Origin of the sequence: Pseudomonas sp. 29, assembly GCF_002754355.1 — a bacterium.
GTDB classification, from domain to species: domain Bacteria; phylum Pseudomonadota; class Gammaproteobacteria; order Pseudomonadales; family Pseudomonadaceae; genus Aquipseudomonas; species Aquipseudomonas neuropathica.
Genome location: NZ_PEEY01000001.1, coordinates 3788623 through 3815045, shown reverse-complemented (window position 1 = coordinate 3815045; position 26423 = coordinate 3788623). Strand labels below are relative to the sequence as shown.

Annotated in this window: 22 protein-coding genes, 1 other RNA gene and 2 pseudogenes; 16 read left to right on the top strand and 9 right to left on the bottom strand. The window is 57.2% G+C overall.

What is annotated here, in order from left to right; genetic code table 11:
• Positions 1 to 3: 3 nt before the first annotated feature.
• Entirely contained in the window at positions 4 to 1407 is a 1404-nt protein-coding gene (locus CLU80_RS17545) for a sodium-dependent transporter (RefSeq protein WP_093435729.1), read from the bottom strand.
• 119 nt (positions 1408 to 1526) lie between these two features.
• On the opposite strand from CLU80_RS17545, the gene smpB reads away from it, so the two are divergent.
• Positions 1527 to 2009 (top strand): SsrA-binding protein SmpB, encoded by a 483-nt coding sequence (gene smpB, locus CLU80_RS17540; protein ID WP_007915208.1) that lies wholly within the window; start codon positions 1527 to 1529, stop codon positions 2007 to 2009.
• Between the two features lie 118 nt (positions 2010 to 2127).
• Here the strand turns inward: smpB and CLU80_RS17535 are convergent, their stop codons facing one another.
• The gene (locus CLU80_RS17535; RefSeq protein ID WP_007915207.1) at positions 2128 to 2895 is read right to left on the bottom strand and encodes an FCD domain-containing protein; all 768 of its coding nucleotides are present in this window, start codon (positions 2893 to 2895) and stop codon (positions 2128 to 2130) included.
• A gap of 262 nt (positions 2896 to 3157) precedes the next feature.
• On the opposite strand from CLU80_RS17535, the gene CLU80_RS17530 reads away from it, so the two are divergent.
• The 10 genes and pseudogenes from CLU80_RS17530 to CLU80_RS30510 all read left to right on the top strand — a co-directional run bounded on the left by CLU80_RS17530 (position 3158) and on the right by CLU80_RS30510 (position 17853).
• On the top strand, positions 3158 to 4852 hold the full coding sequence (locus CLU80_RS17530) for a lactate permease LctP family transporter (protein ID WP_099757967.1): 1695 nt from the start codon (positions 3158 to 3160) through the stop codon (positions 4850 to 4852).
• A gap of 150 nt (positions 4853 to 5002) precedes the next feature.
• A complete protein-coding gene (locus tag CLU80_RS17525; protein ID WP_099757966.1) occupies positions 5003 to 5827 on the top strand; it encodes a (Fe-S)-binding protein in 825 nt (274 codons plus the stop codon).
• Positions 5824 to 7278 (top strand): LutB/LldF family L-lactate oxidation iron-sulfur protein, encoded by a 1455-nt coding sequence (locus tag CLU80_RS17520; RefSeq protein WP_099757965.1) that lies wholly within the window; start codon positions 5824 to 5826, stop codon positions 7276 to 7278. The genes CLU80_RS17525 and CLU80_RS17520 overlap by 4 nt, the downstream gene beginning before the upstream one ends.
• Positions 7278 to 7949, top strand: coding sequence for a LutC/YkgG family protein (locus tag CLU80_RS17515; protein ID WP_099757964.1), 672 nt, complete (start codon positions 7278 to 7280; stop codon positions 7947 to 7949). Before CLU80_RS17520 ends, CLU80_RS17515 begins: the two co-directional genes overlap by 1 nt.
• A complete protein-coding gene (locus CLU80_RS17510) occupies positions 7946 to 10756 on the top strand; it encodes an FAD-binding and (Fe-S)-binding domain-containing protein (protein ID WP_099757963.1) in 2811 nt (936 codons plus the stop codon). Before CLU80_RS17515 ends, CLU80_RS17510 begins: the two co-directional genes overlap by 4 nt.
• Positions 10757 to 10886: 130 nt before the next feature.
• Positions 10887 to 11165 (top strand): PA2433 domain-containing protein, encoded by a 279-nt coding sequence (locus CLU80_RS17505; protein ID WP_095049699.1) that lies wholly within the window; start codon positions 10887 to 10889, stop codon positions 11163 to 11165.
• A gap of 96 nt (positions 11166 to 11261) precedes the next feature.
• Positions 11262 to 11650, top strand: a transfer-messenger RNA (tmRNA) gene (gene ssrA, locus CLU80_RS17500).
• Positions 11651 to 11814: 164 nt separating this feature from the next.
• Positions 11815 to 12275: pseudogene (locus CLU80_RS17495) on the top strand (Arm DNA-binding domain-containing protein).
• Positions 12276 to 12295: 20 nt separating this feature from the next.
• The gene (locus tag CLU80_RS17490) at positions 12296 to 17203 is read left to right on the top strand and encodes a DEAD/DEAH box helicase (RefSeq protein ID WP_099757962.1); all 4908 of its coding nucleotides are present in this window, start codon (positions 12296 to 12298) and stop codon (positions 17201 to 17203) included.
• A 365-nt stretch (positions 17204 to 17568) separates the two neighbouring features.
• On the top strand, positions 17569 to 17853 hold the full coding sequence (locus CLU80_RS30510) for an AlpA family phage regulatory protein (protein ID WP_353616990.1): 285 nt from the start codon (positions 17569 to 17571) through the stop codon (positions 17851 to 17853).
• A gap of 79 nt (positions 17854 to 17932) precedes the next feature.
• Here the strand turns inward: CLU80_RS30510 and CLU80_RS17480 are convergent, their stop codons facing one another.
• Complete coding sequence (locus tag CLU80_RS17480; protein ID WP_099757960.1) at positions 17933 to 18160, bottom strand: hypothetical protein; 228 nt, start codon at positions 18158 to 18160, stop codon at positions 17933 to 17935.
• A 220-nt stretch (positions 18161 to 18380) separates the two neighbouring features.
• Between CLU80_RS17480 and CLU80_RS17475 the strand changes: the two genes are divergently transcribed.
• Positions 18381 to 18575, top strand: coding sequence for a hypothetical protein (locus CLU80_RS17475; protein ID WP_099757959.1), 195 nt, complete (start codon positions 18381 to 18383; stop codon positions 18573 to 18575).
• 45 nt (positions 18576 to 18620) lie between these two features.
• Here CLU80_RS17475 and CLU80_RS17470 read toward each other — a convergent pair whose 3' ends face one another.
• Positions 18621 to 18986 carry a hypothetical protein gene (locus tag CLU80_RS17470; RefSeq protein WP_099757958.1) on the bottom strand — a complete coding sequence of 122 codons (366 nt, stop codon included), beginning with the start codon at positions 18984 to 18986 and terminating at the stop codon, positions 18621 to 18623.
• A 358-nt stretch (positions 18987 to 19344) separates the two neighbouring features.
• Here CLU80_RS17470 and CLU80_RS17465 point away from each other — a divergent pair, with 358 nt between their 5' ends.
• Positions 19345 to 19593, top strand: coding sequence for a hypothetical protein (locus tag CLU80_RS17465; protein WP_099757957.1), 249 nt, complete (start codon positions 19345 to 19347; stop codon positions 19591 to 19593).
• A 102-nt stretch (positions 19594 to 19695) separates the two neighbouring features.
• Here CLU80_RS17465 and CLU80_RS17460 read toward each other — a convergent pair whose 3' ends face one another.
• Positions 19696 to 19953 (bottom strand): hypothetical protein, encoded by a 258-nt coding sequence (locus tag CLU80_RS17460; protein ID WP_286079750.1) that lies wholly within the window; start codon positions 19951 to 19953, stop codon positions 19696 to 19698.
• On the opposite strand from CLU80_RS17460, the pseudogene CLU80_RS17455 reads away from it, so the two are divergent.
• Positions 19948 to 20295 (top strand): annotated as a pseudogene (locus CLU80_RS17455) (site-specific integrase); the annotation flags it as partial. The gene CLU80_RS17460 and the pseudogene CLU80_RS17455 overlap by 6 nt on opposite strands.
• A gap of 22 nt (positions 20296 to 20317) precedes the next feature.
• Here CLU80_RS17455 and CLU80_RS17450 read toward each other — a convergent pair.
• From CLU80_RS17450 to CLU80_RS17435, 4 genes are all read right to left on the bottom strand, one after another.
• Positions 20318 to 20602, bottom strand: coding sequence for an STAS-like domain-containing protein (locus tag CLU80_RS17450; protein WP_099757956.1), 285 nt, complete (start codon positions 20600 to 20602; stop codon positions 20318 to 20320).
• 2 nt (positions 20603 to 20604) lie between these two features.
• Complete coding sequence (locus CLU80_RS17445) at positions 20605 to 21591, bottom strand: hypothetical protein (RefSeq protein WP_099757955.1); 987 nt, start codon at positions 21589 to 21591, stop codon at positions 20605 to 20607.
• Between the two features lie 356 nt (positions 21592 to 21947).
• Positions 21948 to 22574, bottom strand: coding sequence for a hypothetical protein (locus CLU80_RS17440; RefSeq protein WP_099757954.1), 627 nt, complete (start codon positions 22572 to 22574; stop codon positions 21948 to 21950).
• Between the two features lie 76 nt (positions 22575 to 22650).
• Entirely contained in the window at positions 22651 to 23691 is a 1041-nt protein-coding gene (locus tag CLU80_RS17435) for a DMT family transporter (protein WP_099759388.1), read from the bottom strand.
• A gap of 204 nt (positions 23692 to 23895) precedes the next feature.
• Here CLU80_RS17435 and CLU80_RS17430 point away from each other — a divergent pair, with 204 nt between their 5' ends.
• On the top strand, positions 23896 to 24819 hold the full coding sequence (locus CLU80_RS17430; protein WP_099757953.1) for a PliI family lysozyme inhibitor of I-type lysozyme: 924 nt from the start codon (positions 23896 to 23898) through the stop codon (positions 24817 to 24819).
• Positions 24820 to 24904: 85 nt separating this feature from the next.
• Complete coding sequence (locus CLU80_RS17425) at positions 24905 to 26311, top strand: DUF2252 domain-containing protein (RefSeq protein ID WP_099757952.1); 1407 nt, start codon at positions 24905 to 24907, stop codon at positions 26309 to 26311.
• Positions 26312 to 26423: the final 112 nt, after the last annotated feature.

The window sequence follows — 26423 nt, the reverse complement described above, 5'->3', positions numbered from 1 at the left end:
GCGTTACTTCCAGAGCTGAGCGGCAAACACTACAAGAATGCCGATGGGCGCCACGTAGCGCATCAAGAACAAAGACAGGGCGAACAGTAGCGGATTGCGGATCGACAACTCGTCGCGTACCGCTTCACGCCCCATCACCCATCCGGCAAACAGCACGAAACACAGGCCGCCGAGCGGCAGCATGATCCGTGAGGTGAAGAAATCGATCACACCAAAGAAGTCCAGACCGCTCTGCGCACCCCATTGGTAGAGATGGAACATCCCGCCTTCGTTCACGAAAAATTTGGCTTCCTTCCAGATATTGAAGGAGAACACCGTGCCCAGACCGACGAACCAGCAAGTGAAGGCAAGCCAGAAAGTCACCCACGCGCGGCTGACTTTGGTGCGCTCAACCAAGTAGGCAACCATCGGTTCCAGAAGGGAGATCGCCGAACTCCAGGCAGCGATCGCCACCAGCACAAAGAACACCACGCCCATCAACTGCCCGAACGCCACGTTACCAAAGGCAAATGGCAGACTGACGAACATCAGCCCCGGCCCTTCGCTAGGGTTCAGGCCTCCGGCAAATACAATCGGGAACAAGGCCAGACCGGCGATCAGCGAAACAAAGGTATCGAGCAGTGCCACGCCGACAACGGTGCCCGACAACGATGAACTCTTCGGCATATAAGCACCGTAGATCATGATCGAACCGACACCGACGCTCAGCGAGAAGAACGCGTGCCCCATGGCCGGCAACAAGCCGTCGAGGACTTTTTCCGGGTGGAAGTCGAACATGAAATGCACGCCCTCCATGAAATGCCCGGTGGTCATGCTGTAACCCAGCAACACCAGAATCATCACGAACAGCAGCGGCATCATGATGCGCAGGCTGCGCTCAAGCCCGGCGACCACGCCCTTGGCGATGACGAAGGCCGACAGCAGCATGAAAATCGTATGCCAAAGTGTCAGACGCCATGGATTGGAGATGACATTGCCGAAATAGGCGCCGACCTGATCGGCTGTGGCGCCCTGGAAGTCGCCGCGGCCCATGTCGACAATGTAGTCCAGCGACCAGCCGCCGACCACACTATAGAAAGACAGGATCAACAATGCCGTGATCATCCCGGCAAATGCGCCCCACGACCATTTGCCCGAGTGCCCGGCTTCCAGTGCCAGCACCTTCAAGGCGTTCGCCGGACTTTGCCGGGCGCGCCGGCCGATCAGGGTTTCAGCGAGCATGACCGGGATGCCGATCAGCGCGATGCACGCCAGAAACATCAGCACAAAGGCGCCGCCGCCGTAGACCCCGACCATGTAGGGGAACTTCCAGATACTACCCAGTCCCACGGCCGAACCGGTCGCGGCGAGTATGAATACCCAGCGGCTAGCCCAACTGCCGTGGACAGAAACCTTGTCTGTCGACATCGTTTATCACGCCCAAGCGTTAGAAAAAGAGGCCGCATTGTCCGGGATTCACTCAACCTGCTCAAGCACGCAGCATCACCGTAGCCGACGGCGGTTTATCTCCATATAATGCCGCCCCTATGGCTAAACAGAAGAAACACCCAACAGGGACCATCGCGCAGAATAAAAAGGCGCGACACGATTACTTCATCGAGCACAAGTTCGAGGCTGGTCTGGTCCTGGCCGGCTGGGAAGTAAAAAGTCTGCGGGCAAGCAAGCTACAGCTGGTCGACAGCTATGTCCTGCTCAAGGATGGCGAAGCATGGTTGCTCGGCAGCCACATCACGCCTCTGATGACCGCAAGTACCCACGTCATCGCTGACCCGGTGCGCACACGCAAATTGCTGCTCAACCGCCGCGAGCTGGAAAAGCTCGCCGCCGCTGTGCAGCAAAAGGGTTACGCCTGCGTCTGCCTGTCCTGGTACTGGAGCAAGCACATGGTCAAGTGCGAAATTGCTCTGGGCAAGGGCAAGAAGGAATACGACAAGCGTGATACCGAGCGCGAGCGCGATGCCGGTCGCGAACTGCAGCGTGCGGTGCGCAACAAGGGCAAGGAAGACTGACTTCTTCTGTCTTTAGAGCGTATTCGCGAGCAAGCTCGCTCCCACCTTGGAATGCATTTCAATGTGGGAGCGAGCCTGCTCGCGAAAGCTATTGCAGCATCAACACAAAAACAACTGATCACATCCCCTTGCGCCGCTCCGCCCGGGCCATGCGCTGAACCTCTTGCCGCACCTCTTCCAGCACTTCCTGCACATACAAGATATGTCGGCTGGAGACTTCTCGCGCCTGCTCCGCGCGACCTTCAATAATCGCCAGATACAATTCCCGATGCTGGGTGATCAGCATGTCGCGGGTTTCCGTGCGCTGCTTGTACATGCCGCCGATGTTGGTGACGACGTTACGCTTGAGCAGATCGAAGAGCCCGCGAATGGTGTGCAACAGCACGGCGTTATGGCTGGCTTCGGCAATCGCCAAGTGGAATTTCGCATCCGCCGCGCCCTCCTCCGCCCGACTGACTTCATCGTGACGCGAATAGCAGTCCTGCAGCTCTTCGAACGCGGCGGTCAGCCGCTCACGATCGACATCGGTGGCGCGCAATGCGGCGTAATAGGCGCACGATGCCTCCAAAGTATGCCGAAACTCCAGTAGATCGCGCTGTGCTTCAGGATTGCTTTCGAGCAACTGCAGCAGCGGATCACTGAACGTCGAGCCGAGGCTTTCCACGACATAGTTGCCGCCGCCCTGACGACTGACCAGCAGACCTTTGGCCGCCAGTTTCTGGATCGCTTCACGCAGCGACGGCCGTGATACGCCAAATTGTTCTGCCAGCGTGCGCTCCGCCGGCAACCGCTCACCGGACTTCAGCGTGCCCTCAAGGATCATCCCCTCAAGTCGCTCGACAATATCGTCAGACAAACGGCGCTGACGTATCTGATCAAACCCCATAACTCATTTCTCCACGATCCCGACCGCTCGCCGGGCTCTCTATTCTGGCCTATCGGCGCCTTGCCGACACCTACCAGACACCACTTGCCCAAACCAGATCAGATGCGATCTGCACCGCTTGTTCGACAAAAGTTTCAGGGCGACAAATTGACACACCGACACCAAGGCTTTTACCCTAGCCAACAGCGATTGTAAATTGGTATTACCAATTATCCAAGAACGCTGACAGTGCCTGACCAACAACAATTAGGGGCCACCCCATATGCAAACCTGGCAACAGCTCTACAGCCCGCTCGGCAGTCTCGGCGTGTCCGCACTCGCGGCCGTCATTCCCATCGTGTTCTTTTTCCTCGCATTGGCGGTGTTCCGTCTCAAGGGCCACGTGGCCGGGAGCATCACCCTCGGCCTGTCGATTGCCGTAGCGATCTTCGCGTTCCACATGCCGGTCGACATGGCCTTCGCCGCTGCCGGGTATGGCTTCGCCTACGGCCTGTGGCCGATTGCCTGGATCATTGTCGCGGCGGTGTTCCTTTACAAACTGACGGTCAAAAGTGGTCAGTTCGAGGTCATTCGCAGCTCGGTGTTATCGATTACTGACGACCAGCGCCTGCAAGTGCTGCTGATCGGTTTCTGCTTCGGAGCGTTCCTGGAAGGTGCCGCCGGTTTCGGCGCACCCGTGGCGATTACTGCCGCGTTGCTGGTCGGACTCGGCTTCAACCCCCTGTACGCCGCTGGCTTGTGCCTGATCGCCAACACCGCACCGGTAGCGTTCGGTGCACTGGGGATCCCGATCATCGTCGCCGGCCAAGTCACCGGTATCGACGCGTTCAAGATCGGCGCCATGACCGGTCGCCAACTGCCGTTGCTGTCGCTGTTCGTGCCGTTCTGGCTGGTGTTCATGATGGACGGCCTGCGCGGCGTACGTGAAACCTGGCCGGCTGCGCTGGTTGCAGGCCTGAGCTTCGCCATCACCCAATACTTCACCTCGAACTTCATTGGGCCAGAATTGCCGGACATCACCTCGGCGCTGGCCAGCCTGATATCGCTGACCCTGTTCCTGAAAATCTGGCAGCCAAAACGCACCGCAGGCGCGCAAATCGCCGGCGCCACGTCGAGCGCAGCGATCACCGCCAGCGTCGGCGGTTTCGGCCAGAAGCGCACCACTGTGGCTTCGCCTTACAGCCTCGGGGAAATTTTCAAAGCCTGGTCGCCGTTCCTGATCCTCACCGTACTGGTGACCATCTGGACGCTGAAGCCTTTCAAAGCGATGTTCGCCGCTGGCGGTTCGATGTACAGCTGGGTGTTCAACTTCGCGATTCCGCACCTTGATCAATTAGTGATCAAAACCGCGCCCATCGTGGCCACCCCTACCGCCATTCCAGCGGTGTTCAAACTCGACCCGATTTCCGCGACCGGCACGGCGATTTTCTTCTCCGCGCTGATCTCGATGCTGGTCTTGAAGATCAACTTCAAAACTGGTCTGACCACTTTGAAAGAGACCTTCTACGAACTGCGCTGGCCCATCCTGTCGATCGGCATGGTGCTGGCGTTCGCCTTCGTCACCAACTACTCCGGCATGTCTTCGACCATGGCGCTGGTATTGGCAGCGACCGGCGCGGCATTCCCGTTCTTCTCGCCATTCCTCGGCTGGCTGGGCGTATTCCTCACCGGTTCGGATACTTCATCCAACGCCCTGTTCAGCTCGCTGCAAGCGACCACCGCTCACCAGATAGGCGTCAACGACACCTTGTTGGTGGCGGCGAACACCAGCGGCGGCGTGACCGGAAAAATGATCTCGCCACAATCGATCGCCGTGGCCTGCGCCGCGACCGGTCTGGTGGGCAAGGAGTCGGATCTGTTCCGCTTCACCCTCAAGCACAGCCTATTCTTTGCAACGATTGTCGGTTTGATCACCCTGGCTCAGGCCTACTGGTTCACCGGCATGCTGGTGCACTAAACCTACAAGAAACACAGAAAAAACCGACGCCGGTTCGTGATGCCGGCGTCAGCAATTCACAACCCGGTCTGTAAGGCTGCTGAAAGCAACGCTCTTTATATTCAGCAGCCGCCACAGACGGATAACCGGGCCCACCCGGAGACACGCCTGATGAGCGAGCTTTTTTACAACGCTGTGCCAAACGCGACCCGCGTGGCACCGCCACTGCCCGAACCTCGGCAATACCCCAGCGAGAAACCGTCGCGGGTCTACCTGTTCGGCACGTGTGTGGTCGACCTGTTCTACCCCGAAGCCGGGATGGACGCGATCCACTTGCTGGAGCGCGAAGGGATCCGGGTCGAGTATCCGCAAGGGCAGAGTTGCTGCGGCCAACCGGCCTACACCTCGGGTTACACCGAGCAGGCGCGGACGGTAGCGCGCTCGCAACTGGCGCTGTTTGCCGGGGATTATCCGGTGGTGGTGCCGTCGGGTTCCTGCGCCGGCATGCTGCGTGAGCATTACGCCGACTTGTTCAAGGACGAGCCGGAGACGTTGAAACAGGTTCAGGCCCTCGCGGCCCGCACCTATGAACTGGCCGAGTTTCTGCTGTTCGTCTGCAAGGTGCAGCTCAAGGACAGCGGCGAACCGGTCAAAGTCGCGCTGCACACTTCGTGTTCGGCACGGCGGGAAATGAACACCCACCTGCACGGCCGCGAGTTGTTGGCGCAGTTGAGCAACGTGGAACGGGTCAACCACGACCACGAAAGCGAATGCTGTGGCTTCGGCGGGACATTCAGCGTCCGTATGCCAGACATTTCCGGCGCGATGGTGGCTGACAAGACCCAAGCGCTGAAGGATTCCGGCGCGCACAAGGTGTTGAGCGCCGACTGTGGCTGTTTGATGAACATCAACGGCGCATTGGAGAAACAAAAAGAAGCGCTGCGCGGGCAACATCTCGCGAGCTTCTTGTGGCAACGAACCGGAGGTGCGCAATGAGCACTTCCGCGATTATTCCTACGGTCGCCGTAGAAGAAGATTTCCGTACCCGGGCACACAATGCCTTGGGCGATCAGCAGCTACGGAACAACTTCCGCACTGCCATGGACTCACTGATGGTCAAGCGGGCAGCCGCTTTCAGTGATGCCCACGAAAGAGAACATTTGCGCGCACTGGGCAATTCGATCAAGGCCCGCGCGCTGTCCAAGTTGCCCGACCTCCTCGAGCAACTGGAACAGAACCTGACCCGCAACGGTGTGACAGTGCACTGGGCGGAAACGGTGGACGAGGCCAATGGCATCGTCTTATCGATCATCCGCGCTCACGAGGCGCGGCAAGTGATCAAGGGCAAATCGATGGTCAGCGAAGAGATGGAGATGAACCATTTCCTCGAGGCTCGGGACATTGAATGTCTGGAGTCCGATATGGGGGAATACATCGTCCAGCTCGACCACGAGAAGCCTTCACACATCATTATGCCGGCGATCCACAAGAATGCCGGTCAGGTCGCGTCCTTGTTCCACGACAAACTTGGCGTGGAATACACCAAGGACGTTGACCAACTCATTCAGATCGGTCGCAGGGTCCTGCGGCAGAAATTCTTTGAAGCGGACATCGGCGTCTCCGGTGTCAACTTCGCCGTCGCCGAAACCGGCACCCTGCTGCTGGTGGAAAACGAAGGCAACGGGCGCATGACCACCACCGTGCCGCCGGTGCACATCGCCGTCACCGGCATCGAAAAAGTCGTGGAAAACCTGCGTGACGTGGTGCCGCTGCTGTCACTGCTGACGCGTTCGGCGCTGGGCATTCCGATCACCACTTACGTCAACATGATCTCCGGCCCGCGCAAGGAACACGAACTCGACGGCCCGCAGGAAGTGCACCTGGTGCTGCTCGACAACGGTCGCAGCCAAGCCTTCGCCGACAGTGAACTGCGTCAGACCTTGAACTGCATCCGCTGCGGCGCCTGCATGAATCATTGCCCGGTCTACACCCGCGTCGGTGGCCACACCTATGGCGAGGTGTACCCGGGACCGATCGGCAAAATCATCACCCCGCACATGGTCGGTCTGGCCAAAGTCCCCGATCACCCGAGCGCTTCGTCGCTGTGCGGTGCCTGCGGCGAAGTCTGCCCGGTAAAAATTCCGATCCCGGCGATCCTGCGACGCCTGCGCGAAGAGAACGTCAAAGCCCCGGACAGCCCGAATCAAGTGATGCGCGGTCAGGGCAGCAAGTATTCGCGCAAGGAACGTTTCATCTGGAACGCCTGGGCCAGGCTCAACAGCTCTCCGACCTTGTATCGATTGTTCGGCTTCTTCGCCACGCGCCTGCGTGCCCTGACCCCGAACAATGTCGGCCCATGGACACAAAACCACAGCGCGCCGAAACCCGCTGCCCGCTCACTGCACGACATGGCCCGTGAGCATCTGGCCAAACAGGGAGACCGCTGATGAGCGCCAAGCACAATATCCTCGCCAAGCTGCGGAAAAGTCTGACTGGCGCCACGCCGATTGCCGACAACTTCGATGTCGATCTGGTGACGCAGCCTTACACCTACAGCGCCGAACAACGCATCCCGCAACTGCGCAAATTGATGGAAGCGGTGCACACCGAAATCCACCTGACCTCCAACGCAGAATGGCCGGCGTTGCTCGCACAATTGTTGCGCGACCGCCAGTTGCCGAGTTTGTTGATCGCGCCGACGACAGCGCACGGGCAGAAAATCACACAGCATTGGGCGAACAATCCTGATCTGCCGACACTGAAATCCTACGACCGGCCAATGGAAGAGTGGAAAGCCGAACTGTTCAACGACACCCCGGCCAGCCTCACCGGCACCCTCGGTGCCATCGCCGCCACCGGCAGCCTGATTCTCTGGCCAACCCGCGAAGAACCGCGTTTGATGAGCCTGGTACCGCCGGTACATTTCGCCCTGCTCAAGGCCAGCGAAATCCGTGACAACTTCTATCAGGTGCAAGAGGAATTCGTGTGGGCCCAGAGCATGCCGACCAATGCGTTGCTGGTGTCCGGCCCGTCGAAAACAGCGGACATCGAGCAAGTGCTGGCTTACGGCGCCCACGGCCCGAAAGACCTCGTGGTGCTGATCCTGGAGGACCAATGACGCTTCCGGTGAATTTCCTGCGTGATGCGCAACAACTGATTCCAGCCGAGCGCCGTTTTGATGACCCGTTATCGACTCTGGCCTTTGGTACGGATGCCAGTTTTTATCGACTGATCCCGAAGCTGGTAATCCGCGTCGAGTCCGAAGATGAAGTGGTGGCGCTGCTAAAACTGGCTCAGCGCGACCATGTTCCAGTGACCTTCCGTGCGGCGGGCACCAGCCTCTCCGGTCAGGCGATCAGCGATTCCGTTTTGATCGTCCTTGGGGATAACTGGAACGCCCGCGAGATTCGCGGCCAAGGCATGCAGATTCGCCTGCAACCGGGAGTGATTGGCGCACAAGCCAACGCTTGGCTGGCACCGTTCGGGCGCAAGATCGGCCCGGATCCGGCGTCGATCAACGCCTGCAAGATTGGCGGCATCGTCGCTAACAATGCCAGCGGCATGTGCTGCGGCACCGCGCAAAACACCTACCACACACTGGCCGGGATTCGCCTGGTGCTGGCCGACGGCACACGTCTGGATACCGAAGACGCTACAAGTGTCGCGGCATTTCGCGTAAGCCACGGCGATCTGCTCGAACGCTTGGCGACATTGGGCCGCGAGACCCGCGCCAACGCCGAACTGGCTGCGCGAATCCGCCACAAATACCGTCTGAAAAATACCACCGGCCTGTCGCTCAACGCCCTGGTGGATTTCGATGAGCCTGTGGATATCTTGAGCCACTTGCTGGTCGGCTCCGAAGGCACCCTCGGCTTTATCAGCGCGGTGACTTACGACACGGTGATCGATCACCCAAACAAGGCTTCGGCGCTGATCGTATTCCCGGATGTGGAAACCTGCTGCAACGCGGTCACCGTGTTGAAAAGCCAACCGGTGTCCGCCGTAGAGCTGCTCGATCGGCGTAGCCTGCGCTCGGTGCAAGACAAACCGGGCATGCCTGCTTTCGTACAACAGCTGTCGAACAATGCCTGCGCACTGCTGATCGAATCCCGCGCCGCATCGTCCACTTTGCTGCAGGAGCAGCTGGGGCAGATCATGGCGTCGCTCAGCGACTTCCCAGTGGAGAAGCAGGTCGACTTTACCGAAGACCCTGCCGAGAACGCCAAGCTCTGGGCGATCCGCAAGGACACCTTCCCCGCCGTGGGCGCAGTGCGCAAAACCGGCACCACGGTGATCATCGAAGACGTGACCTTCCCGGTCGAACAACTGGCGATCGGCGTCAATCGCCTGATCGATCTGTTCGACAAACATGCCTACGATGAAGCGATCCTTTTCGGACACGCACTGGAAGGCAATCTGCACTTTGTCTTCACCCAAGGCTTCAACAACCCGGAAGAAGTCGCACGCTATCAAGCGTTCATGGACGACGTCGCGCAACTGGTGGCGGTGGAGTTCGGCGGCTCGTTAAAGGCTGAACACGGCACCGGGCGCAACATGGCGCCATTCGTGGAACTGGAATGGGGCAGCGACGCCTATCAACTGATGTGGCAGCTCAAACGTCTGCTCGACCCGAACGGCATTCTCAATCCCGACGTGGTGCTCAGCGAAGATCCGCAGATCCACCTCAAGCACCTGAAGCCGCTGCCAGCAGCCGACGAGATTGTCGATAAGTGCATCGAGTGCGGCTTCTGCGAACCGGTCTGCCCGTCGAAAGGCCTGACCCTGAGCCCACGCCAGCGCATTGTGATCTGGCGCGATATTCAGGCGAAAAAACGTGCAGGTGTCGACACCACCGAACTGGAAAAAGCCTACGAGTACCAAGGCATCGACACCTGCGCCGCCACCGGTCTGTGCGCGCAACGTTGCCCTGTAGGCATCAATACCGGTGAGTTGGTGAAAAAACTCCGAGCCCGACACGCGACGCATCAGAAAACCGCTGACTGGATCGAAGGAAATTTCGCCAAGACCCTGCAAGGCGCGCGCTTCACCCTGCATGTGGCCAACGGCGCACGAATGATGCTCGGCGCACCGCGTCTGGCGAAACTTTCGGCAACCATTACGCGCCTGTCCAAAGGCCAGGTGCCGTTGTGGACGAATGCGATGCCGCAACCGGAGAAAGCCATTCGCTTCAGCCCCAGCGTGTCGGACGAGCGCCCGCGTGTGGTCTATCTAGCCGCGTGTGTGTCGCGAGTGATGGGCCCGGCAGCCGGTGATAAAGAGCAAATGTCGCTGTACGACAAAACCCGTGGCTTGCTGGAAAAGGCCGGTTACCAAGTGGTGTTCCCGGACAATCAGGACAACCTCTGCTGCGGCCAGCCCTTCGCCTCAAAAGGCTACGCCGAACAGGCCGAACACAAACGCCAAGAGCTGATCAGCGCCCTGTTGCATGCGAGTCGCGGCGGACTCGATCCGATCTACTGCGACACCAGTCCGTGCACGTTGCGCCTGGTTCAGGACGTAGGAGAAATCCGTCTGGATCTGTACGACCCGGTGCGCTTCATCCGTACGCACCTTCTCGATCGACTCGACTTCACCCCGCAAGACGCACCGATTGCCGTACACGTGACCTGCAGCACGCAGCATCTGGGCGAAAGCCAGGCGTTGATCGATCTGGCGCGCAAGTGCAGCAATAAAGTGGTGATCCCGGAAGGCATTCACTGCTGCGGATTTGCCGGCGACAAGGGCTTCACCACGCCGGAGCTGAACAGCCACTCGCTGCGCACGCTCAAGGATGCCGTACAGCATTGCAGCGAGGGGATTTCCACCAGTCGCACCTGTGAAATCGGTCTGACGCAACATGGCGGAATTGACTACCACGGGCTGGTCTATCTGGTGGATCGCGTGACCCGGGCGAAGGCCAGCTGAAGAAAAATAGAACCCTTGAGTTCGACTGTAGTCCACAGAATAACCCCGACTGATCGGGGTTTTTCTTCCATACGGTTGCCCGTCCTGACGGCCAGCGAAGTCTGGACCCACTCGGTTCAAGGAGATACACATGAAACGTTCTGTACTGTTAGGTCTGTTCGTTACTGCATCGATGATGGCGTCCACTTCGTTTGCTGACGGCAAGCCTGCTGACCTGTGTGATGCCAATATTCAGACCATCAACAATGCCAAGGGCCAGCTGTCAGCGAACCCGGAACTGAGTCAGCGTGCTAACGCCAGTGTGAGCAAGGCCGAGGCGCTTAAGGCTCAAGGCAAAATCGACGATTGCATTGCGGAAACGTCGCAAACCATCGTGGAATTGCGCAAGTCCACCGGTACCAACAACTGATCAGCGTCCCGGCCAACCTTCGGGTTGGCCTTGTGGGCCGATTGGCGTACACTGCACACGCTTGTTGCTCAAACAGATGTACTGAGCAATGAGTTCGGGGCCGTTTAGGATTCGACGCCGGTTGCGAAACTTTAGGTGCATGCCGACTTGGTAACAGAAGTCGTAAATCCACTGTTGCAACTACTTATAGTTGCCAATGACGACCAATACGGTGTTGCTCTCGCTGCTTAATTGCAGCTGACAATGCTCCTGGTACCTTCGGGTCCAGCAATCATCAGGGGATGTCTGTAAACCCAAAATGATTGTCATATAGAACAGAATCGCCGTGCAGTACGTTGTGGACGAAGCGGCTAAAACTTACACAACTCGCCCAAAGCACCCTGCCCTTCGGGTCGCTGAGGGTTAACTTAATAGAAACGGCTACGCATGTAGTACCGACAGCGGAGTACTGGCGGACGGGGGTTCAAATCCCCCCGGCTCCACCATTTAGTCTTCCCAGGAAGACCCAAAAAAGCCGTAAAGCCTTGAGAAATCAAAGCTTTACGGCTTTTTTCTTGCCCGCGTTTTCCCATTTAATCCCAGGCCATCCCATGGCGGGGGCATAGGGCATAAAACGCTCATCAGCTCGCTCGGAGAGGATGTGCCCCCAATGCCCTTGAAAGATAGCAACTGCCGCAACGCCAAGCCTCAGGACAAGCCATACCGCCTGTACGACGAACAGGGTTTGTATCTTGAAGTACAGCCCAATGGAGGCCGGTACTGGCGCTTGAGTACCGCTTTCAGGGAAAGAAAAAACGCCTGGCTCTTGGTATCTACACAGAGGTCGGCTTGCAGGAGGCCCGGCGCATACGTGATGACGCTCGTGTTCAGCTTGCCGGCGGACAAGACCCTTTGCTGCAAAGGCGTATCGCCAAGGTTGTCAGTAGTCAGCTCGATCATCAGCACACCTTTGAAGCGGTCGCGAGGCAATGGCTCCTATTCGCGAGTCATCCTGGGATCCGAAGTACACCCGCACTGTGCGGCAACGCCTTGAGCTCAATGTCTATCGCTCCAGTACTGAATGAATTGCTAAACTGCGCCGATTTGGTGCCTGTAATGCGCCAGACGTAATCCAAAAGGAATTCCTACCGATGTCAGCCTTATCAGCTTTGTTGAATACCTACCGCAGCGCTTCTGTCACCGAACGCGAAAAAGGTACTTACTTCGAAGAGCTGATTTGCACTTACCTCCGCAACGAAGCCACCTACCGCGACCTTTACGACAAAGTATGGACGTATGCGGAGTGGGCGAAGGAACAAAGCCTCAGTGGCAAGGATGCGGGCATTGATTTAGTGGCTCGCACCCAGGGCACCGGCGAGTACCACGCCATCCAGTGCAAACTGTACGCCGAGGACTACAAAGTCCAGAAGAAGGACATAGACAGTTTTTTCACCGCCTCAGGCAAGGCGCCGTTCTCGCACCGCGTAATCGTAGCCACCACCAACAACTGGGGCGAGCACGCTGAGGACGCGTTGCAGGGCCAGCAGCCTCCAGTCAGTAAAATCGACCTGCAAGCCCTGGAAGACAGCCAGATAGACTGGGCCAAGTACCAGCCCCATCAAGCCGTCGCGCTCAAGGCCAAGAAGCAGCTGCGCGAGCACCAGCAAACCGCGTTGAATGCCGTGGCCGCTGGCCTCAAGGACGCCGAACGCGGCAAGCTGATCATGGCCTGCGGCACTGGCAAGACCTTCACCAGCCTGAAAATTGCCGAGCAGCAGGCCGGCAAGGGTAAGCGTGTACTGTTCCTGGTGCCTAGCCTGTCGCTGCTATCGCAGACCCTTACCGAATGGACGCAGGAAAGCGCCACCCCGCTCCACAGCTTTGCCGTCTGCTCCGACAGTGACGTAGGCAAGAAGCGAAAAGCAGAGGATGACGCGGTTCAGGTGTTCACCCATGAACTGCGATACCCGGCCACTACCAAAGCAGATCGCCTCGCGGCAGAAATGCTCAAGCGTCACGATGCCGAACACATGAGCGTGGTGTTCTCCACCTATCACTCCATCGATGTGATCAGCCGCGCCCAGGCTGATCATGGCTTGGCCGCTTTCGATCTGGTGATCTGCGACGAAGCGCACCGCACCACCGGTGCTACCTTTGGCGACGATGACGAAAGCAACTTTGTGCGCGTTCATGATGCCGACTACATCCGCGCCACCAAACGTCTGTACATGACCGCTACGCCGCGCATTTACGGTGACAACGCCAAACTCAAGGCCGAGTCCGGCGAAGTCACCCTGTGCTCGATGGACGACGAAGCGCTCTACGGCAAAGAGCTGTTCGTCATCAACTTCTCCGAGGCCGTTCAGCGCGGCCTGCTCACCGATTACAAGGTGCTGGTACTCACCGTCGAGGAGAGCACCATCAGCCGCCGCCTTCAGGAAATGCTGAAGGACGAGAACAACCAGCTCAAGGTAGACGACGCCGCCAAGATAGTCGGTTGCTGGAAGGCACTGGCCAAGCAGGGATTGGCCGAAAACTTGGTGGGTGATGATCAGCCCATGAGACGCGCTGTAGCTTTCTGCCAGGTCATCTCGCCCAACTACAAGGGCACCAAGCACAAGGTTAGCTCGATCAACATCGCCAGCATGTTCCAGTCGGTGGTGGAAGCTTATCAAGACTCCGAAAATATCGATGAGGACTCACGCATCATCTGCGAAGCCGCACACGTCGATGGCGGCATGAATGCTAGTGCCAAAGAAGCCAAGCTCAACTGGCTCAAAGAAGAACCGCCAACCAATACCTGCCGCATCCTCAGCAACGTGCGCTGCCTGTCTGAAGGCGTGGACGTACCGGCGCTTGACGCCGTGCTCTTCCTCACCCCGCGTAATTCCCAGGTGGACGTGGTGCAATCGGTGGGCCGGGTGATGCGCAACGCACCGGGTAAGAAGCGCGGCTATGTGGTGCTGCCCGTGGTCATTCCGGCCGGCATGGAGCCTCACGAAGCGCTCAATGACAACCAGACCTACAAAGTGGTCTGGCAGGTGCTTCAGGCACTGCGCTCGCACGACGACAGCTTCGACGCCATGGTCAACAAGCTTGACCTGATCGGCTCTGACCCGCGCAAGATGGAAGTCATCGCCATCACCGACAAGGCCGACAAAAAGGCAAAAAAAACCAGCGGCACCAGTAACGGCAAGGCCGGCAAAGGCCAGTACGGCATTGGTGAGAAACGCGCTAAGTACGATGTCGAGGGCCAGATGACCCAGCAGGCCGAGCTGGCCTATGAGGTGGGTGAAATCGAGAAGGCCATCTATGCCAAGATCGTTGACAAGTGCGGCAACCGCCATCACTGGGAAGACTGGGCTAACGACATCGCCAAGATCGCACGCACCCACATCGACCGCATCCAGGGCATTTTGGAGAACCCTGAATACACCCAGGAGAGAGCAACTTTCAAGGCCTTCGCCGCTGAGCTGCGCGATGATCTCAACGACAGCATCAGTGATGGCGAGATTGTCGAAATGCTCGCCCAGCACCTGGTAACCAAGCCAGTGTTCGACGCACTGTTCGATGAATACAGCTTCGCCAGCCACAACCCCATGTCCAAGGCAATGCAAGGCGTGCTGGACGCGCTTCATGAGCACCACCTGGCCAAGGAAGCCGATACCCTGGAGAAGTTCTACGCCAGCGTACGTCAGCGTGCTGCCGGCATCGACAACGCCCAGGGCAAGCAGAAGATAATCGTCGAGCTGTATGACAAATTCTTCCGCAACGCCTTCCCCAAGATGACCGAGCGCTTGGGTATCGTTTACACCCCAGTCGAAGTGGTGGACTTCATCCTCCACAGCGTCAACCACCTGCTGCAACAGGAGTTCGGCCAAACCCTGGGCAGTAAGGGCGTTCACATCATCGACCCCTTCACGGGCACAGGCACTTTCATCACGCGACTGATTCAATCAGGCCTGATTAAGCCGGAAGAGCTACCACACAAATACAAACACGAGATCCACGCCAACGAGCTGGTGCTGCTGGCCTACTACATTGCCGCCATCAATATCGAAGCGGCCTATCACGGCGAAGTTATTGACGAGTACGCCCCGTTTGAAGGCATCTGCCTGACCGATACCTTCCAGATGTATGAGAAGGACGACCTGGTAGACACACTGCTTGAGGACAACAGCGCCCGGCGCAAACGGCAGAAAAACTTGGATATTCGAGTAATTGTGGGTAATCCGCCGTATTCGGTTGGCCAAGGAGATGCCAATGCCAACAATGCTAATGTGCCCTATCCTTCGTTGGACGCACGCATCCGCGATACCTATGCCGCACGCTCCGACGCCACCAATCGAAATGCGCTGTACGACAGCTATATCCGAGCCATTCGGTGGGCCAGTGACCGTATTGGAGATGCCGGTATTATCGGTTTTGTTACCAACGCAGGCTTTGTAGAAGCAAACACCGCCGATGGCCTGCGTAAATGTCTAGTGGATGAATTCTCCAGCCTCTATGTGTTTCACCTGCGAGGAAATCAGCGCACCAGTGGCGAAACCTCTCGCAAGGAAGGCGGCAAGATCTTCGGTAGCGGCAGCCGTGCTCCCATCGCCATCTCGCTGCTGATAAAGAACCCCGATGCACATGCTCACGGACAGATTTACTTCCATGACATTGGTGACTACCTCAATCGTGAAGAAAAGCTGGAAAAGATCTCCGACTACGCCAGTGTCGCCGGTATTGGGCAGTGGCAGCAGATCACTCCAGATGAACATGGCGACTGGCTGAAGCAGCGAGATGCCGGGTTTGAGGCTTTCGTTCCGATCGGGGACAAGGATACAGCTACAAGTCTTGCTCTATTCGAGAACTACTCACGTGGCGTTGCAACCAGCCGGGATGCTTGGTGCTTCAACTACAGTAGCTCGAAAGTTACTGAAAACATCACTCGAATGGCCGCTTTTTATAATCAGGAGCTGGTCAGGTTTGGTGATGGTCACGGAAACGACGAAAAGACCAAGAAGGCAGCAATTTTGGACTCCTTCGTCAACAACGATCCAAGCTTGATCAGCTGGAACAGGAGCCTTAAGCAAGATCTGTTGAAAGGGAAATCCCATCAATTTGAACCACGCTGCATGACTATCAGCCTCTACAGACCATACACAAAGCAGTGGCTCTATTTCAGTCGCCAACTGAACGATATGGTCTACCAAATGCCGCGCATCTTCCCGGATAGCGCAGCAGAAAACCGTCTGATCATGATCAAGCAACGTTGGTCAGGTCAGGGTCAGCTCGCGCTGATGGTCAATCGCATTCCTGACTTGCAGAGCGATGGCGGCAGCCAATGCTTCCCGCTCTACTTGTACGACGATGCCCCCGCAACCAGCGAGCAACCTCAGCAAACCGGCCTGTTCGACGCCCCGACCAAGCCGCAGCGCCAGCGCCGTGAAGCAATCACTGACCAAGGGCTGGCGCACTTCCTAACTGCCTATCCCGGCGAGCAGATCCGCAAGGAAGACCTGTTCTACTACGTCTACGGCATCCTCCATTCCCCGGAATACCGCGAACGCTTTGCCGACAACCTCAGCAAGGAGCTGCCGCGCATTCCGGCAGTGAAGAAGGCTGCCGACTTCTGGGCCTTCAGCAAGGCTGGCCGCGCTCTGGCTGACCACCACCTGAACTACGAAACCGTCGAGCCGTACCCGCTGACCATCGAAGCCAAGGGCCCGCTCACCGACGCGGATTACCGCGTAGAGAAGATGAAGTTCGCCAAGAAGGGCGACAAGAGCATCGTCATCTACAACCACCGCATCACTCTCAAGGGCATCCCCGAGGCGGCCTGGGATTACGTGGTAAACGGCAAGGCCGCCCTAGATTGGGTCATGGAGCGCCAGGCCATACGCCCCGACAAAGCCAGCAGCATCGTCAACGACGCCAACGACTGGGCCGTGGAAACCATGGGCAACCCCAAGTACCCCCTGGAACTGTTCCAGCGCGTGGTCACCGTGAGCTTGGAAACCCAGAAAATTGTCAAGTCGCTGCCCAAACTCGATATCGGTACAGATGATTAGTCGAGTCCGATAAAACGCTGAGCATTCAGTCAACTACTGCCTTGGTTGGGCCAACCTTTCCCAACCAAGGCAGAGCGCCTACTGATTGCCAGCCCGGCACTCTCATGTTAAATAGCGTCCGTCCCAAGCGATCCCTATCGATCCGCCCCGGACCGTCACGTCGCTCTGGTAACGACGTTAAAAACTTTCGCCTCGTTCGCATCCGCTGAACGGGCCGCATCAGCTGCCATTGGCTGATTTGCGTATCTGGTCAGAACACTCGCAGTCCGTTCTGCCCCTAGAAGCCTTAGTGCCCTAGAACTTCTGTAGCCCACAACGACCTCCGACGCTACCGATCATAAATCTCGGAAACGCGCATATACCCTATGCGTGTGGCAAATGCCCATGCTCGTTATATAGCCAGCCGATATCCGTCTTTTACCCTTTTTAGCAGTAGTGCCGGAGGACGCTGCCCCACGCTTCAGAACCTAGGACTCAAACCTATGGAAATGCACGTTAGCAACTCTGACGACGTCGGCGACGATGACAACATTCTTCGTTTGCGCGATGTCGAGGCAAGCGTCGGCCTAAAACGCTCAACGATCTATCGCAAAATATCGGAAGGCATTTTCCCGCGACAGCGCGTTTTGTGCGGCTCCAGCGTCGGTTAATCATTGGCGCTCGCTGCAAAGTTCAATGGAGGCCGCGCCTCCCTCAAAGGTATGCGAGCCTCATAAATAAACCTGGCCTTCAGTCGCCAATACCCAACCAGCGCACAACGAAGGCACTCCCACAATGCTGGAGACTGTGGTTGCCGATCATCGCGACGCAGAACTCACGCACCGTCTTCGGCAGTGTCATCGCCATTACGACAACTGCGGCAAGAACGGCAATGAAGCCAAAGGCGCCCAGCTTGTACAGTGCAATACCACCAGCGGCGGTGAGTGGACCGGGTTCGGACATATTGGTGACGCTCATAGGCCACTCCCGGCCGAGGCCTGGTGGTGTCGGGAATAGATCCGGCGCCAGCAGCACTCACAGCTCGGAGCGATGAGCATGGTGGAACCAAAACCAAAAACGCCCCGGCAACTGCCGAGGCTCAGAAAGTTGCTGGACTACCGTGACCGTCACGGCAACCATGCGAAACGCTGCTTTTTCAGTCATGACAAAATAGCGCCTCAATTATCTGGAGTGCGCTATGAACGAAGGACGAAAAATCACTGTGGGTGAATTGCTCGATGCACTGAATAGAGAGTCAAGGGACACCGAGGTCATCTTTCAGGGCGGTTTGAATTTCTACCGTTTGAAGCAGCGAGGCGAAGACTTGATTCAGGTTGAGTTCAACGAACCCGTATCTGACGCAATGAACTACTTCTTCAAGCATCACAAGTAGAATCACGACCACAAAAAGCCCAGCTCGATGGCTGGGCTTTCATACTCAAGAAACCTGGCGACTGTTGTGCCAGTAAAGATACGCCAGGCCAATCGGTGCAATGAAAATTGCAAACGACCAGCACATCGCCATCGTGAACCCTTTCACCATCAGCATAAGAATGGCGTTGACGAAGAATACGTTCCCGCCCATCACGTAGCCTACAACGCTCTCATATACGAACCGAGAGTATGGGTAGAGCAGCGTGCAGATGACCGACATCACAATCAGCCCAGGCTTACCCATCAGGCCAGTTGGGCTATTGGCCGCGACCGACAAAATCAGAACCGTAAACAACGACCCAAAAATGAGCTGCCGGATGTAGTAGCTGCGGGTCAGTCCGCCAAAAGTCTTCGACAAAAACGTCTGCATAAGATCCCTCTAAAACGCTGATTTAAAAGATGGCCATCATAACAGCATCACTACTCAGAATAAGAACTGGCGATCTGAGCATGGCGCATCTATAGCGCCACGAATTGAAACTACAGAAAGCGTGGCGCGGATCAATCCAGGATTACTTATCGAGCTTTCGAACGGAGACACCCGGCACATAGTCGTGGCTTAGCATCGAATGCTCCAGAAACGGAAAGGCCCCACCGATATGGCTAGCTTTGGAGGTTTTGTGCAGCCACCACTCCATCGGTCTAGACGACCTTCGGCGAATGGATCCAATCCTGAATTAGTGGTATCAAAAAGCGTGGCAATACGCCACTTAATGAAGGTGTTTGTAATGGTCTGGAAAAGCGACGACAACAAAAAGTACCGCGGGAAGATCGATCGAATTTACGTATCCATGACCGAGACATGGGAGGTGGAATACTTCATCGACCGATATCTAAGCACTCGCGGATGCGCCCTCACCGATGAAAATCGTAGCAAAGTTGCTCACAAGCTAGAGGCTGCTCCAGGCAATGCCCCACATAAGCGTGACGAGCTAAATGCTTGGCTTGATAAAGAGTGGGGGCTGAAAGCTAAATAAAAAAAAGCCCGACTAAGTGGTCGGGCTTTTTCTTTGGTGTCACGCTTGAAAAGCTGACCACGTTTCTATGAAAACAGGTGTTTATCCGCATGGAAAGACTTTTTACGCAGCCTCACGAATCAGTTCCAGTGCGCAGTCAACCGAGGCTAAACCAGCCTTGATCACTTCCCGGGCCTTGGCCTCACCGATGCCAGCCCCCCCCGCAATTCGCAGGACAGGCCACTTTGCCCCGAAGTAGAGCCAAATGAAGTCGCCCATCTGCGTATACCGGTTGATCAGACGTGCTACCGCACTAGCGATCACCAGTGCCAGGTCATCGATCAGGCTGTATTCCTTGATCCCGCCTGTACAGGGGCCCACACACTCCTCGCAGACGCAGAAGTGTCTCAGAACCCGCGCGCACTTGAATGCTGGGCGGATGACGGCCCCATCCGCAAGACGATGTGGGTGCCGGCGATGAAGATAGCTGGCGTTCGGTACCGCCGGCCATACCAGACTCGCCACACCTATGCTTTGATGATGTTACCCGCCGGGGAGCATCCGATGTGGGTTGCAAAGCAGATGGGCCATACCGATTGGACAATGATCGCCAGAGTCTACGGACGCTGGATGCCAAAAGATGATGACGTCGCTGGCGGCAAAGCGGAACTTGCATTTGCCGCTCCACCTAATAATGCAGGCAATAAAAAAGAGGGCTCATAGCCCCCTTTTTTATTCGCGACGATCATGCCGCTGCAAGACGACGACGCTTCATCGCGATAGCGATCGAACGGAGCACATCATCCGCAGCGTTCACTATTTTGACATGCGTAACCACGAAGTCGAACCCTCGCTCCAACACCAACACACCGAACAACTCATCTGCGAAGGATTCGGAAATGGACTCTACAGCCGCCAGGTCGACCACCACGTGATCGTGATCGTGCAACTGTCGATACAATGCGCTCCGTTCCTTCGAGGCGAGGCTTCGGGAAGCTAGGTCACTGTGCCTTAAGGCAAATGTTTCCATCATTACCCCCTTAGTAATTTCATAATATCTTCAACATCATCAGCCACATCAGCCTTAGCGGCCATTAGGCTGGACTCTTTAAGCGACAACGAAATCGCTACGCCCTTCCAAGGCTGTCGCAGAATCCTAAACTGAGCGTTATAGCCAAGGCGCATAGTCATAAGACAATTGCCTGACGCTATCTGCAAAACGCCCCGATAGGTTTCAGCCAGTTCTACAAGCTTAGCCAGTCCCAGACCTTGGTGGTGGTTTCCGTTTTCGCCGGTAACCATTGCAACATTTCCAAAAGGATTACCACCAATGAAATCATTTGGAACAGATTGAGCCCAATCATCCTGCGCAGCAGCAAGCTTCGAAGAATTGCCCTCTTGGATGCACCATGCGATCGCATCCCTATCAGACTGGATCCCATTTTTTGCAGCAATCCTTGCCCGTTTCAGCTCCTCAAAGAATCCCATTCCGCAATCGGCTAGCGAAAACTCCACCGCATGATCATCTCCACGCCGGATGCATTGACGCTGGGCGACGGAATAGCCGGTATTCAGACCATGAGACCACACATTATCGTGTAGTTCACCAACAACATGTGTCAACTCTTTGAAGGCTGGGCTGCGGCTATAGTCCACAGCACCGTTAGAAGCATAGGCTCTCAAACAACCGTTGATCTGAGCTGTTGCTGTCTCCACGGCGTCTTGGGATGCCAATGGAGTGAGAGTAGCGTAATTTACCCCTGCGTTCCGCCTCTGGAACGGGTAATCGTCAATACCCCAGACGGCTAGAGCAAGCCCCACGGCAGAAAAGTAGTCCCGATTAGCATCACTGTCGAACACGACGGACTCACGGTGAACCCTCTTATTCGTCAAGTAAGCTGCAAAGGCGGCAATAAATCCTGGCGAATAATACCTATCAGGGATGCGGTGCTCCGCATCCGCTGCTAGGTGACCGAAACGAAGGGGAAGCCAATCGAGCGCATCAACGAGAGTAGCCAAAACCATTCCTTGGAATTTTTGTATGAGGAATTATATTGCCATTACGAGTGTGCGCCTTCAAAACATTCCGATAGCTGGCTCAGCGCGGATTGACATCGGAATGACAGAAAAATGGCAGCTTCGAGACTGGAAGGCCTGTTGCGTCGGGGTTAGACGGGGGTTCAAATCCCCCCGGCCCTACTCTCAACGACAAAGCCCGCCAAGTGCGGGCTTTGTCGCATCTGGGCATCTACCACGCTGCGCACTAAAGACCGCAGCCTGCAATCGATCAGGCTCGATACCCCGGCAATGTTTTACCCACCCAAAAAAAAGGACGACCTAATGTCGTCCTTTTCCATACCCGCACTCATAAACAATCAACGAGCAACACTAACCAAATCCGGACGACTAGACTGAAGCATCGCCTCATTAACCTTGCCCTGAATCGAGCAAGTAAACATCCCCTTACTCCCACCGCTCAGCTCTTCCGGAGCCGGTTCAATCAAGAACACCCGCTCGGCACTGTCGACCACCAGCTTACCGGCAGTGGCGGCAGGATCTTCCGGCTGCCAGCTGGATTTGCCATGGGACCAGATTTCCGCGCGAGCGTAGAGTCCCTGCGACATGTCCAGGCGTGGGCCGCCCGCTTTTTCCAGTTGAGTGTGAAGTTCGTTCGGCGTCTGCTTGGCGTAGAAGCCCCAACTGATGATGCGCGTGCCCATCAGGTCCATGTCTTCGGCGTAAAAACCGGTCAACGACATGCCATCGATCTCGACTGGCTTGGCAAACATCCAGCGCTGGCCCATGTCGCTCTTGGTGCCGCCGGACAATTTGATCTGGCCATTTTCGACAGAGTTCGGCACCAGATCCTTGATCAAAGGTGATTGCACAACGGCCAGTGAGTGATCGTCACAAGCGGCAAACGACGCCACCGGTGAGGGTGCAGCGGCAACGCTGAAAGCCGAAAACAGGGTGACAAGGGGCAGCAGGAAAAAGGGTTTCATGGAATGACTCGAATGAAAGACTGAAGACAAAAAATGATATCACAATGACATCAGTTACCAGTCTTCAGACATTCAATCAATGCTCATGCCGATGATGCACATCCGGAAAATGCGCATGGCTATGCCGCATCGGCGTATGCACATGCGGATGACTGTGCGGCTCCGCTCCATCCCATTCAAACCCATGCGTATGCTGGTGATGCTCATCGTGTATGTGGCGATGATCATGCTCAAGCCGTTCGTGCTGATGTTCATGAATATGATTCTCCATCAAGTGAATCCATACCCCCACGGCCATTAACGCTGCTGCGAGCAGGAACATCAGCGATACCGACTCGCCCAGCAGCAGAATCGATATAGCTGCGCCCAGAAACGGCGCGGTGGAAAAGTATGCGCCGGTGCGTGCACTGCCCAGCCCGCGCAGGGCGAGGACGAACATCACCAGGCTGACGCCGTAGCCGAGAAATCCGACCAGCAGGATGGGCACCAGCGTGGTGGCCGCAGGCATTTGCATGCCGATGAACAAGGCCAGGCCGCAGTTGACCAGACCGGCGACCAGGCCTTTGCTGCCGGCGATGAACAGTGCGTCCGAGGCAGAGACTTTCCGCGTGAGGTTATTGTCGATGGCCCAGCAAAAGCAGGCGAAGGCGACGGCCAGCGGGCCTGTCCAGTCCTGCGCCGACACGGTCTCTTGCGGCCAGGACAACACGACACCGCCGGCCACGATGGCGAGCATGCCGATCACGATTCGCCGATCGGCATTTTCCTTGAACACTACCCACGCTAGCAGCGCCGTGAGCACTGATTCCAGATTGAGCATCAGTGACGCGCTCGCACCGGACGTTCTGGTCAAACCGAACATCAATGCCACTGGCGCCAGCACGCCGCCGAAGCCGATGGCTCCGACCAGCCACGGCCATTCGCCGGCTCCGAGTCCGGACCGCTGCCAGCCTCGATCGCGGGCGAAACGCAGGACGGTCAAGCCCAGACCGCTACCCAGATAGAGCAATCCGGCCAGTAGAATCGGTGAAATCTGTACCCCCAGCAGCTTGGCGAGTGGCGTGCTGGCGCCAAACAACGCTGCTGCAACCAACGCGTAGAGCACGCTCACATTCATGAAGGGATCACTCGCTCGGGCCGATGGAATACCGGTAATGATCATGGCAAAACTCAGGTGAGAATTATGTGAACAGCTGATTCGTGTCAGAAACATCACCTCAAGCACGTGCTCAAATCCAGCAACATTTAATCCGCGTAATCACTGGGTGCCTGCTCGACGCAGCCTCTATGCTGGGTACATCGAGATGCAATGGAGTTGAAGATGAAAACCTGGATTGCCGCCGTGCTGGCCGCACTGATTTCTCTGCCAGTACTCGCAGCAGACACTGGCGCTGTGCGCGTCGAACCGATCGATTTCACAACCAGCGCCGACAGTGTTCAGCGCAAACAGTCGATCAAGGGCGACCATACGACGGAGTACAGATTCAACGCCAAGGCCGGCCAGTTGCTCACCGTCGATTTCAAACCGTCCAACACCTCCGCCTACTTCAACATCACCGCCAAGGGCGCGGATTACGCGCTGTTCAACGGTTCGATCATGGGCAATCATTTCCTCGGAACATTGCCGGCCTATGGTGAGTACACGGTTCAGGTCTATCTCATGCGCAATGCCGCACGGCGCAACGAAGTGGCCAACTACGAGCTGTCTCTGCGACGGGTCAATGGCGACGCCACCAGCGGGAAACAGCCATTCGAGCAGACGCTGGAATGGCAGGGCATTGCCTTTCACGTCAGCACCGAACAGGTCGATGGCAAACCGACGCTGCGCATCACCCCCAAAGGTCTGCAGATCGATAACGCGGTCATCAGCCGGGCGCTCACCGGTGAGGTCGTGCGTGCCGAGGTTGCTGACCTCAATAACGACGGCTCCCCCGAACTCTACGTGTTTACCCGCTCGCCCGGACGCGGCATGCCGGGCGAGCTGATCGCCTATTCCGCCAACAACAAGAAATCCCTGAGCGAAATCTACCTGCCGCCGGTCAGCGACAATCCGAAAATCGCCGAGGGTTATCAGGGCGAGGATTCGTTTGCAGTGGTGGAAAACGCGCTGGTGCAGCGCTTCCCGGTGTATGACAGCACTGACGCAGGCGCAGGCCGCACGGGGAAGATGCGCCAGGTTCAATACACGTTGATGGCGGGCGAGGCCGGGTGGGTTCTGCGCGAAGATAAGGTGGCGGAGTATTGAGTTGACGTCACCGGGCTCACGCCAGCGGATAAACCCCAAAAGCGCTTCTACACTCACAGCGCCCCCTCCGCCACACCGAGCCCCCATGACCTCTCTCAAAGACCGCATGCAACAAGGCAAGGACGCCCGCAAGCAGTGCTCGCGCAGCGCTCAGGCGGCCACCGGCAAGATGAACCGTGACCCGATTCCGTTGATCAAGGCCTCCAGCCAGGGCCGCGTCGCGTCGCTGGTCGAACTGCGTTACGGGCGCATGCTGGTGTCGCCGTTCACGTTCTTTCGCGGCAATGCCTTGTTGCAGGCGCACGATCTGGCGGGCACGGCGAACATGGGCCTGAACTTGCCCATCTGTGGTGACTGCCACCTGATGAATTTCGGCGGTTTCGCCACGCCTGAGCGAAATCTGCTGTTCAGCGTCAACGATTTCGACGAAGCACATCCCGGGCCGTGGGAGTGGGATCTGAAGCGTCTCGCGGCAAGTTTCGTGGTGGCCGCCCGTGACTTGCGCCACGGCGAATCGGTCGAGGAACAGGTGTGCCGTGAAATGGTCGGTGCCTATCAGACCACGCTGCTGGAGTGCGCCGAGCAGAGCGTGCTGGAAAACTGGTACGAGTCGATCAGCTACAACGACCTGCTGGCGCAGGCACGCAAAAGTACCCTTGAACATGTGGAGCGCGCCATCGAGAAGGCCGAACGGCGCACACACGCCGAGCTGCTGCCGAAAATCAGCGAGCGCGATGCCCACGGGCGTCTGATCATTCGCGATGACCTGCCGGAAATTTTTCACCTGCACAAAAACACCACGCTGCTGGATGCCGAGGATGACTGGCTGCGGCTCGCGGACTGGCGGCCGCTCTTCGACACTTTCATGCGCGAGTATCGCAGCACGTTGCAACCCGACCGCCGCGAGTTGTTGTCGCGGTTTCACGTGCAGGATCTGGCGTTCAAAGTGGTGGGCGTCGGCAGTGTCGGCACGCGTTGTCTGGTGGCGCTGCTGACGGACGATCAGGAGTTCCCGCTGTTCCTGCAATTCAAGGAAGCCCGGCGTTCGGTGCTCGCCGACTACGTCAAAAGCAAAGCGCGGGTGCGCCATGAAGGGCAGCGCGTGGTCGAGGGGCAGCGCCTGATGCAGGCGGCCAGTGACTTGTTTCTGGGCTGGACGACCGGCCCCAGCGGTCGGCAATTCTACGTGCGGCAATTACGCGACATGAAGATCTCCGCCGAACTGGAAAACTTCGACGCTGAAACCTTTGCCGCTTATGGTCGCGTTTGCGGCCGCGCCCTCGCCCGGGCACATGCCAAGGCCTCCGGCCTCGCTGCGCAGATCAGTGGCTACATCGGCAAAGGCGATGCGCTGGCGGATGCGCTGTTGAAGTACGCGCAACATTACACCGCGCAAAACGAACGTGACTTCGAACGCTTCCAGACGGCGTGTCGCAAGGGGCAGTTGCGCGCGCGGTCAGAGGCTGACTTTGCTGCTGATCACCTGCCTTGAAATGACGTCCGTGATCACCGTGATTGCCATTGGTTTTGCCGCCACGCCCTCCTTCCCACATCGAACGTCCTAGGAAAATTCCCGCAACACGCGTCGACTTTGATGAACTGGT

Coding starts and splice junctions, on each gene's coding strand:
- CLU80_RS17545 (WP_093435729.1), bottom strand. CDS start 1,407: ATGTCGACAGACAAGGTTTCTGTCCACGGCAGTTGGGCTAGCCGCTGG.
- smpB (WP_007915208.1), top strand. CDS start 1,527: ATGGCTAAACAGAAGAAACACCCAACAGGGACCATCGCGCAGAATAAA.
- CLU80_RS17535 (WP_007915207.1), bottom strand. CDS start 2,895: ATGGGGTTTGATCAGATACGTCAGCGCCGTTTGTCTGACGATATTGTC.
- CLU80_RS17530 (WP_099757967.1), top strand. CDS start 3,158: ATGCAAACCTGGCAACAGCTCTACAGCCCGCTCGGCAGTCTCGGCGTG.
- CLU80_RS17525 (WP_099757966.1), top strand. CDS start 5,003: ATGAGCGAGCTTTTTTACAACGCTGTGCCAAACGCGACCCGCGTGGCA.
- CLU80_RS17520 (WP_099757965.1), top strand. CDS start 5,824: ATGAGCACTTCCGCGATTATTCCTACGGTCGCCGTAGAAGAAGATTTC.
- CLU80_RS17515 (WP_099757964.1), top strand. CDS start 7,278: ATGAGCGCCAAGCACAATATCCTCGCCAAGCTGCGGAAAAGTCTGACT.
- CLU80_RS17510 (WP_099757963.1), top strand. CDS start 7,946: ATGACGCTTCCGGTGAATTTCCTGCGTGATGCGCAACAACTGATTCCA.
- CLU80_RS17505 (WP_095049699.1), top strand. CDS start 10,887: ATGAAACGTTCTGTACTGTTAGGTCTGTTCGTTACTGCATCGATGATG.
- CLU80_RS17490 (WP_099757962.1), top strand. CDS start 12,296: ATGTCAGCCTTATCAGCTTTGTTGAATACCTACCGCAGCGCTTCTGTC.
- CLU80_RS30510 (WP_353616990.1), top strand. CDS start 17,569: ATGCGTGTGGCAAATGCCCATGCTCGTTATATAGCCAGCCGATATCCG.
- CLU80_RS17480 (WP_099757960.1), bottom strand. CDS start 18,160: ATGAGCGTCACCAATATGTCCGAACCCGGTCCACTCACCGCCGCTGGT.
- CLU80_RS17475 (WP_099757959.1), top strand. CDS start 18,381: ATGAACGAAGGACGAAAAATCACTGTGGGTGAATTGCTCGATGCACTG.
- CLU80_RS17470 (WP_099757958.1), bottom strand. CDS start 18,986: ATGCAGACGTTTTTGTCGAAGACTTTTGGCGGACTGACCCGCAGCTAC.
- CLU80_RS17465 (WP_099757957.1), top strand. CDS start 19,345: ATGGTCTGGAAAAGCGACGACAACAAAAAGTACCGCGGGAAGATCGAT.
- CLU80_RS17450 (WP_099757956.1), bottom strand. CDS start 20,602: ATGGAAACATTTGCCTTAAGGCACAGTGACCTAGCTTCCCGAAGCCTC.
- CLU80_RS17440 (WP_099757954.1), bottom strand. CDS start 22,574: ATGAAACCCTTTTTCCTGCTGCCCCTTGTCACCCTGTTTTCGGCTTTC.
- CLU80_RS17435 (WP_099759388.1), bottom strand. CDS start 23,691: ATGAATGTGAGCGTGCTCTACGCGTTGGTTGCAGCAGCGTTGTTTGGC.
- CLU80_RS17430 (WP_099757953.1), top strand. CDS start 23,896: ATGAAAACCTGGATTGCCGCCGTGCTGGCCGCACTGATTTCTCTGCCA.
- CLU80_RS17425 (WP_099757952.1), top strand. CDS start 24,905: ATGACCTCTCTCAAAGACCGCATGCAACAAGGCAAGGACGCCCGCAAG.